9 protein-coding genes are annotated in these 12,280 nt (G+C 24.5%); all 9 read left to right on the top strand.

Going from position 1 to position 12,280, the window contains the following annotated elements:
- Window positions 1–522 precede the first annotated feature (522 nt).
- The 9 genes from obgE (at window position 523) to AACK81_RS02740 (ending at window position 12,054) form a co-directional block, all read left to right on the top strand.
- Window positions 523–1,809 (top strand): GTPase ObgE, encoded by a 1,287-nt coding sequence (gene obgE / locus AACK81_RS02700; RefSeq protein WP_338962369.1) that lies wholly within the window; start codon window positions 523–525, stop codon window positions 1,807–1,809.
- Window positions 1,810–1,832: 23 nt separating this feature from the next.
- A complete protein-coding gene (locus AACK81_RS02705) occupies window positions 1,833–2,924 on the top strand; it encodes a DNA recombination protein RmuC (RefSeq protein WP_338962371.1) in 1,092 nt (363 codons plus the stop codon).
- A 2-nt stretch (window positions 2,925–2,926) separates the two neighbouring features.
- Window positions 2,927–3,673: an NAD(+) synthase gene (gene nadE / locus AACK81_RS02710; RefSeq protein ID WP_338962373.1), complete on the top strand. Its 747-nt coding sequence runs from the start codon at window positions 2,927–2,929 to the stop codon at window positions 3,671–3,673.
- Between the two features lie 12 nt (window positions 3,674–3,685).
- Window positions 3,686–4,408: a YebC/PmpR family DNA-binding transcriptional regulator gene (locus tag AACK81_RS02715; protein ID WP_338962375.1), complete on the top strand. Its 723-nt coding sequence runs from the start codon at window positions 3,686–3,688 to the stop codon at window positions 4,406–4,408.
- An 83-nt stretch (window positions 4,409–4,491) separates the two neighbouring features.
- Window positions 4,492–5,037 carry a Holliday junction branch migration protein RuvA gene (ruvA, locus tag AACK81_RS02720; protein ID WP_338963021.1) on the top strand — a complete coding sequence of 182 codons (546 nt, stop codon included), beginning with the start codon at window positions 4,492–4,494 and terminating at the stop codon, window positions 5,035–5,037.
- Window positions 5,027–5,971 (top strand): AAA family ATPase, encoded by a 945-nt coding sequence (locus AACK81_RS02725; protein WP_338962378.1) that lies wholly within the window; start codon window positions 5,027–5,029, stop codon window positions 5,969–5,971. Before ruvA ends, AACK81_RS02725 begins: the two co-directional genes overlap by 11 nt.
- Window positions 5,972–6,092: 121 nt before the next feature.
- Window positions 6,093–9,257, top strand: a complete 3,165-nt coding sequence (gene secDF / locus AACK81_RS02730) for a protein translocase subunit SecDF (RefSeq protein WP_338962380.1) — start codon at window positions 6,093–6,095, stop codon at window positions 9,255–9,257.
- Between the two features lie 9 nt (window positions 9,258–9,266).
- On the top strand, window positions 9,267–9,788 hold the full coding sequence (locus AACK81_RS02735) for an adenine phosphoribosyltransferase (RefSeq protein ID WP_338962383.1): 522 nt from the start codon (window positions 9,267–9,269) through the stop codon (window positions 9,786–9,788).
- A gap of 13 nt (window positions 9,789–9,801) precedes the next feature.
- Window positions 9,802–12,054, top strand: a complete 2,253-nt coding sequence (locus tag AACK81_RS02740; protein WP_338962385.1) for a RelA/SpoT family protein — start codon at window positions 9,802–9,804, stop codon at window positions 12,052–12,054.
- Window positions 12,055–12,280: the final 226 nt, after the last annotated feature.

Raw genomic sequence — 12,280 nt, forward strand, 5'->3', positions numbered from 1 at the left:
AATTTATTACATGTTTCTTGTAATTTTTTATTTAATTTCTCAATTTTTTTATCACATTTATTGCTAGTGGTAATACCTCATCAACTATCAACATCAGATTTTTTTACTATATTTTTATATTTATCATTTATCTTTTTTAAAGTACCCCTTTTTAAATATAAATATTTATTTTTAATTAAATTTTCATTTATTTTTTTAAATTACTTTAAATAAATCTCAAATAAAGTTTATATGTGAAAAAAACAATATACAATATATTTTTTCAAAGATAAAACTAAATAAAAAAACTATTTATTTGATTTTAAGCAAATTAATAAAAACACCTATAAGTTTTATTTTTCATATAATTTTTCATAAAGCAAAAATGGTTTACAAAAAATATTAACTAGATATAGTAAATTATTATTTTTTTAACAATAATATCTGTATACTAAAATTATATGAAAAATAAAATAGTATTTTACACAAAAATGTTAAAACTATATAATAAGAGTTTTTATTAATATAAAAAAGGAGTAAGAAATGCGTTTTATAGATGTAACAAAATTAAAAGTTACTGCCGGCAAAGGCGGTGATGGTGTTGTTGCTTTTCGTCGTGAACTTTATGTAGCCAAAGGTGGTCCATCTGGTGGAGATGGAGGAAGAGGCGGTAATATTATCTTTATTGGTGATTCAGGCATGAATACTCTATTAGACTTACGTAAAAATAAAGAGATAACTGCTGAAGATGGTAAAAATGGTGCACCCAAAAATATGCATGGACGTAAAGGAACCAATACTTATGTAAAAGTTCCATTGGGTACTATTATTAGAGATAACAAAACTCAAAATATTCTTGGTGATATTATTAAAGATAAACAAGAAATAATAATTGCTGCCGGTGGTCTTGGTGGACGAGGAAATGCTCGTTTTGCTTCGGCAATAAATCGAGTACCTAAAATATGTGAAAAAGGAATGCCTGGACAACATTTTGAAATAATTTGTGAGTTGAAATTATTGGCTAATGCCGGATTAGTTGGGTTGCCTAACGCCGGTAAATCAACATTATTAGGAGCTATTTCTGCTTCAACTCCAGCAGTTGCTGATTATCCTTTTACTACTCTTAATCCGCATTTAGGTGTTGTTAGAGTTGATAAAAATAATAATTTTGTTATGACGGATTTGCCTGGATTAATAGCGGGAGCTAGTTTAGGAAAAGGATTAGGTTTACAATTTTTGCGTCATATTGAACGTTGTCAAGTTTTAGTACATATGATTGATATTAGTGATAAGACTCAAGATCATTTTTTAAATTATCAATTAATTATGAGTGAATTAGAAAGTTATAATAAAGATTTGACAAAAAAACCTCATTTAATTGTTGCAAATAAAATTGATTTACCAGATGCACAAACTAATTTAGAGAAATTAAAAGAACAAATTAAATTACCAATAATTGCAATTTCTGCTATGAAACATATTAGTTTGGATATATTAATTAAAGATATTGCTAAAGCTGTTGAAAAAGAACAACTGCATCAAGTTAATAATGATGAAAATAATGAAGAACATATTCTTTATGAATATATTAATAAAGAAGAAGTTCCACAAGTTTTTATTACTAAAATTGCAAGTAATCAATGAACTATTTCTGGTAAAACCGTTGAAGTAATATATCAAAAAAATCCTTTAAATAATTATCATAATATTTTATTATTTAAAATTAAATTACAAGATTTAGGAATTTATGATGAATTAAGAAAGCAAGGAATAAAAAAAGGTGATCATGTTAAGATTTTTAATTATGATATGATTTGAGAAGAAGAATAAAAAAGGGCAAAGGAAAATAGGAAATGGAAATAGTAATTAATTTATTGGTAGTTATTTTAATTATTAGTAGTATTGGTGGCTTAATAATTTATATGCAAATTAAAAAAAGTCAGAATGTTACTAGTGACCCAATTGCACAAGACTTTTTAAAAATGCAAGTAGAAACTTTAAAAGAACAATTAAATGATTTTAAAACATCATGAAATGGTTCAGATCGTGATAAAACCGAAAAATTAATTAATTTAATGAGTAATATTGATAATTTTCAAAAAAATTTAGATAAAAAAGAAGATGATTATAAACGCAATGCTGATGTCATTCAAAGACAAGTAGTAGATGTTATTAAAGATTTAGCAAAGTTACAAGAATCATCAACTGTTTTAGGAAAAATTAATGATAATATTCAAAGTTTACAAGAAGTTTTTATTAATACTAAAAAACGTGGTAATGTTGGTGAATTTGTTTTAGAAAAAATTTTGACTAATATGTTGGGTTCAAATCAAAAATTATGAGAACGACAATATAAAACAATTGATGGCAAAGTTGTTGATGCCTATGTAAAAACAGATTCTGAAAAAGAAGGAATTGCTATTGATTCAAAGTTTTCAATTGATAACTATCAAAGGTATTTAGTAAGTGAAGATATTAAAGTTAAAGAAAATTATTTAAAAGATTTTCGTAATGATATTCGTAAACGAATTGATGAAGTTGGAAAATATATTAATATTAAAAATAAGATTTCTAGCGCAGTAATGTTTATTCCTTCTGAAGAAATATTTGCTTTTATTTACGCACAATTTGCTGATGATATTGTTGAATATGCTTTTAAGAAACGTGTTTGAATTACCTCTCCTACTACTTTATCTGCTGTTTTATTTACAGTTGATAAAAATCGTAAAGACATTGATTTCAATAAAAATTTAGAAAAAATGGCAAAAAAATTACGTTTATTCAAAGATGATTTTGATCGTTGGGTTGATAGATGAGAAAAAGTTAAGTCTGGTTTTGATACAACTAATAAAGCCATTGAAACTTTAGATAAAACCCATAATAAAATTGCTGGACATTATAACAATATTTTTGAAATGTCTGAAGAAATAAAAGAGAGTGAATAATTATGAATTTAGAACAATATTTAGATGAAATTATTAAATTTTTACAAAGTGAAGTAAAAAAAGCAAATGCCAAAGGTTTAATTGTTGGTTTAAGTGGTGGTGTTGACTCAGCAGTAGTAGCATTATTGATTAAAAAAGCTTTTCCTAATGATCATTTAGCATTAATTATGCCTTGTTTTTCACCAGATATTGATTTAGAATATGCAAATAATTTAGTTAATATTCATAAATTAAATGCCAAAGTAGTTAATTTAAATAATGTTTTTTTAAGTTTTAAAAAAACATTAGAAACTGAAATTAATATAGAAAAATCAAAATTAATTTTAGGAAATTTAAAAGCTAGATTAAGAATGAATACTCTTTATGCATATGCACAAAATCATAATTATTTAGTTGTAGGAACAGATAATAGTGACGAATGACACATTGGTTATTTTACTAAATATGGTGATGGTGGTGTTGATTTATTACCAATTATTCATTTGTTAAAAAAAGATGTTTTTGCTGCAGCAAAGATATTAAAAGTTAATGAAGAGATCATTATTCGTAAGCCAACTGCTGGTTTATGAGATGGACAAACCGATGAAATGGAAATGCAATTTAAGTATGAACAATTAGATCAATATTTACTAGGAAATAAATCATTAATACCATCATCAGTAATTAATAAAATTGAATTTATGCATCAGAATAGTGCACACAAAAGAATACCTGTATCGCAAGCTCCAAAATGAACAAGAAAAAAATAAAGGAATGAGAATATGGCTGGACATTCACAATATGAAAATATTAAACATCGTAAAGATGCCCAAGATAACAAACGTGGTAAAATTTTTCAAAAATTATCAAGAGAAATTTATGTTGCTGTTAAATTAGGTGGTGCAAATGTTGAAAATAATCCACGATTAAAATTAATGTTAGAAAAAGCACGACGTATAAATATGCCAAAGGATAATATTAATCGTGCTATTAATAAAGCTAGTAATAAAAATGAAATAACTAATTATGAAGCAGTCACTTATGAAGGATATGGACCAAGTAATATTGCCATAATTATTCATTGTTTAACTGATAATAAAAATCGAACTGCAAGTAATATTCGAAGTTATTTTAATAAATTGGGTGGTCATTTAGCTGCTACTAATTCTGTTCAATATTTATTTCAAACAACGGGGGTAATTCAATTTTCAAGTTTATTATCAGTTGAAGAAATATTGGAGTTAATAATTGATTTTGAAATTTTTAATATTGAAAAAAATGAAGATATTATTGATATTGAAGTTAATCCTAAACAGTTAAATGCTGTAACTAATTTATTAGAAAAAAATAATATTAATGATTTTATTAGTAATGAAATTGTTAATATTCCCCATGAATTGATTACCATTACTGATCAACAACAAATTAAATTAATTGATATATTGTTAGAAACAATTGAAAATGATGATGATGTGCTTTCAATTGAACATAATTTTAAAAAATAAAAAGGTTTATTTTTCTTTTTCATCTAATTAATAGTAAGAATAGAAAAGGAGGAATAAGTTATGGATGAATATTTTTAGGTATTATTAAAGAATTTTATGAAAATAAAATTATTTTTGAATGTAATGATCATGGATATATTATTGAAGGTGTTAATTTACAAACATTACCATTAAATATTAAAATGAAAATTTATGTTTATTTTCATCAAAAACCAACTTATGAACAATTTTTTGGGTTTGTATCAAAACCAATAAAAACCTTTTTTATTCACTTACTTAATATTAGTAATATTGGACCAAAAACTGCTTTAAGATTATTAAATCAACTATCACTTGATAGTATTAAGTTGGCTATAAGCAAACAAGATTATAAGATATTGCAACAGTGTAAAGGTATAACTCATAAAATTGCTAATAATATTATTAATTATTTTAGTAATCATATTAAAGTAATAAGTAATTTAACAACTAGTCAAAATGAAAAATCAGATTTAGTATTTGATACATTATTAAAATTAGGTTTTAGTTCAATAGTAATTAATAATTTTTTATTAAGAAATATTAATTGAGATTTGGAAGTTGAAGAAATTATTGCATTAGCTATTAAGGAAATAAAATATGGGTATTAGTAGTTTTAATAATTTTGTTGGACAAAATAATGTTATTGAACGTATTCTAATTTTAATCAAAGGTAGTAAAATTCAAAATATTGCTTTAAGTCATATTTTATTGATTGGTCCTCCTGGTATTGGAAAAACAACTATTGCACGATTAATAGCAGAAGAATTGCAAGTAAATTTTCATAGTTTAGAAGGAACAAGCATTAATAAAACTAGTGATATTATTAGTATTTTAGCAAATATCAAACAATCTGATATAGTTTTTATTGATGAAATTCATGTTGTTAACTATGAAATATTAGAAGTATTATATTCTGCATTAGAAGGTAATTTTATTAATATTATGATTGGTAAAGATTATAATAATAAAATTGTTAAAATTAATTTATCCTCTTTTACATTTATTGGTGCTACTAATAAAGTAGGAATCTTAACTAAAGCGTTGATAAGTCGTATTCCTAATATTTTACAATTATCTGATTATAATTATCAGGATATTAAAAGTATTATTTCACAAGTTTTTTTAAGTTTAAATTGAAAATTAGAAAATAATATAATAAATATTATTGCTAATCATTGTCGTAATATTCCGCGACTCATTATTAACATCATTAAACAATTGTATAATTATTGTGTTGTTATGAATGTAGATTTAAATGAAACTAATATTTTGCAAATTTTATTTTTTTTGCAAATTTATCCTTTAGGTTTAAATAGTTTACAATTGGCATATTTAGCATTGTTTAATAATGTAAATTTAGATAAAAGTTTGAGTATTGAAATTATTTGTCAACTTTTGAATGAAGAAAGAAAAAATCTTGAAATTCATTATGAACCTTGACTTATTCATTGTGGTTTAATTACTAAGACAACTAAGGGTCGTAAAATAACAATTATTGGTAAAGAGTATATTAATAATAATATAATTTTATTTAGAAAATAATTATTTTTGATATTATTGTAAAACAATTGTTATTTATAACGAATGTTGGTATTCTTATATAGTGCTTAAATAATATACAATCTATGTTTATACAAATAAAATGATTTAGGAGTGAAGAAATATGAACACTTCTTCTAGGACAAGAAAAACTAAAAATCTTGGATTTTTTTTAAGGATTTTTAGTTTAATAATTATTGTTTCTGCAATAATAATTTCAGTAGTGTTTAGTGCTAAATATGTTGAAAATAATAGTAAATTAAGTATTGAGTTTGCTGGTGGTTATCAAACACAAGTTCAATATGAGGCTAAAGGTAAACAAAAAGATGTTATTAATTTATTAAAAGACAGAGTTGACCCTTTAGGTACTAGTAACGTTTATATTGAAAGCATTACTAGCAATAATAATAATAAGTATAATTTAGCGTTGAGTAAAGATGCGGGAGTTGATATTTCTACTTTTGTTCACAGTGTATCACGACGTGGTTATTCTTATATTGTTGATAAAGATGGTAATGACTTATTAGCAACTGAAAAGAAAGATGACAAAGCTACTACTTGAACAAAAAGAGATAAAAGATTATTAACTAGTGATGTTTTTTCTGCTATTAAAGCTGTTAATAATTCTGTTACTCATCGCCCAGAACTTGTTTTTGATGTTAAAAATGATTCAGTTTTAAAAGAACTTACTTCTGCCAAAGAAAATACATTTTATATTTATTCAGATATTGGTCAGTTATTAGATTATATTCGAAGTAGTATGGAGGGTATTCGCTCCCTTGCTTTTATAATTGATAATCTTAAAAATGATACTGATGGTAAGATTAAAGCATCATTAACATCATTATTAGATAATAATACACCAGGTCTTGGTAAAGGTACTGATATTTTAGCTAGAGCTAAAGCACAAGACCCTACTTTAGCACGACTATTAAATCCTAATCAAAATGGTCAATTTGGTATTAATTGAATTTATTCTGATAATTTAGGTTCAGTTCATAGTCTTTCTGTTGATACTAATGATGAAAAAAATACATATGATCCTGCTAATCGCTTTGATCCTTTTGCTTCCCCTATTGTTGGTTCACCTATGAATGCATGATTGCCTTATATTAAAGATTTATTACGTTTACCAGATGTTTCAGATATTTTACATGAAGATGTTATTGATTATCGTTATATTCCATATTGAGTTGGTGAAGTTAAAGTAACTAACAATAGTATTTCAATTAATTCAGATACTTTTAATCTTGAAACAGTTGAACAAATGAAAAGTGTTTTAACATCAGGATTGTCAAAAAATAATTTTACTATGTTATCTTATGCTAATGTTAGTCCAACGCTAGGTGCAACATCTTTAAAAATTGCAGTTGTTATTATTATATTAGTTACCTTTGTTCTTATGACTATTGTTCTGTTTTATTATCGTATGTTAGGAGTTATTGTTCTAATTATAATATCATTATTTTTATTATTTACTATTGTTAGTTTTGTTTTCATTAATGGCATAATTGCTCCTGAAAGCGTAATTGCTTTAATTATTGGTTTTGCACTATTATTAGATACGATTATTAATTTGTTGGAACGTTTTAAAAATGAATATATGCAAGGTAAAACTTTGATTAGTGCTTTTAAATCAGCAAATAAGAAAACATTATCTTCTTCATTAGATTGTAGTGCTATTATTTTAATTGTTAATTTAACTATTTTCTGATTTGGAACTCGTGCTATCAAAGGTTTTATTATTATGACTTCTATTGCTACTTTTGGTGTAATTATTTTTGGAATTATCTTATTAAGATTAATGTTATGAACATTATTACGAAATAACTGGTTAGAAAATAAACCTCAACTTTTAGGAACTAATAATATTAGTAGAAAAAGCACTATAGTTTTAAATAATTCAATAGATACAAATAATATTAAAAGTAGTGATAAAAAAATAAAAAAACAATTAATTTCAGAAAAATGTCAGCTTAAAATTAGTTATAAAAATAAAGTTAAAGAATTAATTAAAAAATTTAAAGTTGATAAGCAGCAATTAAAAAAAGAACATAGTAAATCAAGATCAGTTTATAAGTCAAAAGTAAAAGATTTAAAATTAAATCTTTCACAAGAAATTAATAAATTGAAACAAGAATTAATTAATGCATTAAAACCGTTAAAAATTCAAATAGTTAAAGCAAAAGACAAAAAAATATTAGTTAATTTTAAAAATGTTTTTTCAAAACTTAAAATAAGTAACTGAAATTATTTTCATAAATTAACAAAATGAATTCTTTCAGGTTCTGCTGTTATTGTTCTTGCTTCAGGTATTACTTATGGTGTAATTGGTTCTAATTTTGGTTCTGGTTTTGATCAACGAACTGATTTTGTTGGAATGGGTACAATTACTCAAGATCCAAGTGATCCTAGTTACAATATTATTAAAGAAGCAGAATTAGCAAAAGATTTTATTAATAAAGAAATTCAAAATAATAGTCAATTTAGTAAATATTTTAAAAATATTAATTTTTCCTTAATTGCTGGTGGTGAAGGAAAACCATATCAGTTTAAGATTATTGTTCAAACAACAGTAAATTCTCAAAGTATGCAGCAAAGGTTTAAGAATTTTTTAGGAAAGATTACTAGAAATTGAAAACAAGAATCTATTTTACAATGAGGAGAAATTGATCTAGTTGTTGCTAAGTCAGGTGTAGATTTATTAGTTAATATGATTATTTCAATTGCTTTATCTTTTATTGTTATTTTAATTTATATTATTATTAGATTTCAATTGACTTATGTTATTCCTTTAATTTTAGCTATTATTTTTAGTTTACTAATGACACTTGCTATTATTAGTATTTTCCAAATTGTAATTTCTACTTCAATTGTTGGAATATTATTGGGAGTAATGATTTTAACAATAATTAGTATTATGTCAATTTTTGATAATATTCGTGAAATTAAGATTAATAATAATCAAACACAAGTTATTAGCACAGAAGAAATAATTCAAATTTCAAATAAAAGTGTTCAAAAGGCTTTACCAAGAACATTAGTTATTAATGCTGTAGTATTAATAACATCAGTAATTGTTATGTTTATTATTCCTAGTTTCTGAATAGTTAGTTTATCATTATTAATAGGTTGTATAGTAAGTTTAGTATCATCTTACTTTATTGCTCCTTTTATTTGAACTTATTTTGAGAAATGAAGAGTTTATAGATATAAAAAACGTATTAATAAAATTAAAAAACATTTCATTGGTGCAGATGAATATGTTATTAAAGGTATTAATGAATAGGTGGTTGCAATGACAAAAGAATCATTAAAAAAGATTATTATTAATATTCCTGATTTTCCAATTAAAGGTATCCAATTTAAAGATATTAACCCAATATTAAGTAATCCAGAAGCATTTCAAAGTGTTGTTAATATTTTTGTAGATTTTATTAAAAAATGTGGAGCAACAGCAATTTTAGTACCTGAAGCAAGAGGATTTATTTTTGGTGCTGCTATAGCATATAAGTTGGGTATTAAATTAGTTCTTGCACGTAAAAAAGGTAAATTACCAGGTAAAACCTATAAAGTAACTTATGATTTAGAGTACGGTACTGCTATATTAGAAATGCAGCAAAATGTACTTTCAACAAAAGATAAAGTAGTAATAATTGATGATTTGATTGCAACTTCAGGGACAATTAATGCTTGTCTTAATTTAATAAAGCAAAGTAACGCTCAATCAGTTGGTATTGCTACTTTAATTTCGCTTTCTGAATTTGCTAATAAACATCATTTTGATAATATTCCGCTGTTAGAAATAATTAAGTTTTAATAAGTAGTAAATAATGAATAATTTAACTTGTAAAGATTTTAATCAATTATTAGCGGAAGCAAAAATATTTATCAAAGATCCTAAGCAAATTACAAAAATTAAAGTAGCTTATGAATATGCATTATTAAAACATAAAGATCAATATCGAAAGAATGGTGATCCTTATGTTTATCATGTTTTATCAACAGCATACAATTTAGTATTATGGCATTTAGATGTCTCTTCAATACAAGCAGGATTTTTACATGATATTTTAGAAGATACACCAACAACTTTTGATGAGTTAGTAGTAGAATTTGGTTTGGAAGTTGCTAATTTAGTTTTAGCTGTAACTAAAGTTAGCCATTTTGCAAAAGAAAAAAGAAATGAAATTAAAGCTAATTATTTACGTAAATTATATTTAAGTTTAGCTCATGATATTCGTGTCATTATTATTAAAATGGCAGATCGTTTACATAATATTAGAACTATTAATTTTTTAAATCCTGAAAAACAAATAATTATTGCTAAAGAAACTTTAGAAGTTTATGCTTCTATTGCTCATCGTCTAGGTATGCGTAAATTACAATCAGAACTAGAAGATCGTTCTTTTGCAGTATTACATCCTAAAGAGTATAAAAAAATTGATAACCTTATTAATTTAGATCGTGAAAAACGTGAAAAATTAGTTAATGAAATTATTAAAGAATTAAGTAAAACATTATCACAACATAAAAATTTAATTTTTAAAATTTATGGTCGTAGTAAACACTTATATTCTATTTATCGTAAAATGTATTATTTTGGAAAAGATTTTGATGATATACATGATATTTTAGCAATTAGAGTTGTTACTAATTCTATTGATAGTTGTTATGCCATTTTGGGTTATATTCATCAAAGTTTTACTCCTGTTCCGGGTAGATTTAAAGATTATATTGCAACACCAAAAAATAATATGTATCAATCATTACATACATCTGTTGTTTTTGATAATGAAATTTATGAATTACAAATTAGAACTGAAGAAATGGAAGATTTTGCTGAAGCAGGTGCAGCTTCGCATTGAAGATATAAAGAAGGGGAAAATAAAAATCCTAAGAAACGTCAAGCAGAAATTGATGAAAAATTAAATATTTTTCAAGAAATATTAAATTTAAATGACTTAAATCCAAATGTTGATGAAAACATATTAGCAGATAATATTGCCAAAGATAATAATTTAGAAAAAGAAATTCGACAAGATATTTTTAGTGATTTAATTTATGTATTAACTCCAAATGGTAATGTTATAACATTACCATTTGGTTCAACTGTTTTAGATTTTGCTTTTAAAGTTCATACTGAAATTGGTGAAACAACAGTGGGTGCAAGAATAAATGGTATTTATTCTCCTATTAATACTGTTTTAAAATCAGGGGATATTGTTGAAATTAAAACCGCAAAAACCGCACGTCCTTCTCATGATTGATTAAATATTGTTAAGACCAATTTTGCTCAACATAAAATAAAAAAATATTTAAATAATCAGCAAGAAAAATTTAATCAAGAAAATAAAATTAAAGATACAGAAAACAAAGAGAAAATAAAAAAAACAAAGGAAAAAATAGAAGAATATATTATTGAAAATCACATTCGTTGAAAAATTGCAAAACGTAATGTTATTATGTCAAGAATTAGATCATTAAAATATAAAACGTATGAAGATTTTTGCTTAGATGTTGCTAATGGAACTTATACAATTGAACAGGCGGTTACTACTATTTTATATAGTGATTCAGCAACATTTCAAGAATTAAAAACTAAACAACAAACAACAATGAATTTAAGTAGTAATAATGAAATTATTATTGAAAATGCCCCCAATACTAAAACATCATTGGCTCATTGTTGCTTACCTATTCCTGATGAACCAATTGCGGGTTATATTACTAAAGGGCAAGGTATTAAAGTTCATCGTTTAATTTGTCCTAATGTTAGTTTGCCAGAGCGGAAAGAACGTATTATTGATACTAAGTGAAATTTATTAGCAACCAGTGATCATCTTTATAATTCAAAAATTCAAATTCGATATTTAGATCGACCAGCATTGATGACTGATGTTTTAAATATTTTGGGCTATTTAAAGGCACAAATTCAAAGTATTGATGCTAATAATAAACTTAAGGAAAATCATGGAAGTTTAAAAATTTTAATTAAAGTTTCTAATATTGAACGTTTACATCAAATTATTTCATCAATTAAAAAAATTCCTGATATTATTGCAATAAACAGAATAATTATGTAATATTTTAGTATAATATTTTCAGCATTTAAAAGTAAATTTAGGGTAAACATTAAGAGACGGTGTGGTTGGTGCAAACACTGGTTAACTAATTTTATGACATTAAATAGCTTGTATTATTAATTAATTAAATATGATAAATTATAATTAAGTGCATTTATTTTGTAAATGAATTAGGATGGTACCGCGTTAAGAAACGTTCCTAAAATAAAGGAACGTTTTTTTAGAA

It is taken from the genome of Spiroplasma endosymbiont of Lasioglossum villosulum (genome assembly GCF_964020195.1).
Classification (GTDB): Bacteria; Bacillota_I; Bacilli_A; order Mycoplasmatales; family VBWQ01; genus Spiroplasma_E; species Spiroplasma_E ixodetis_A.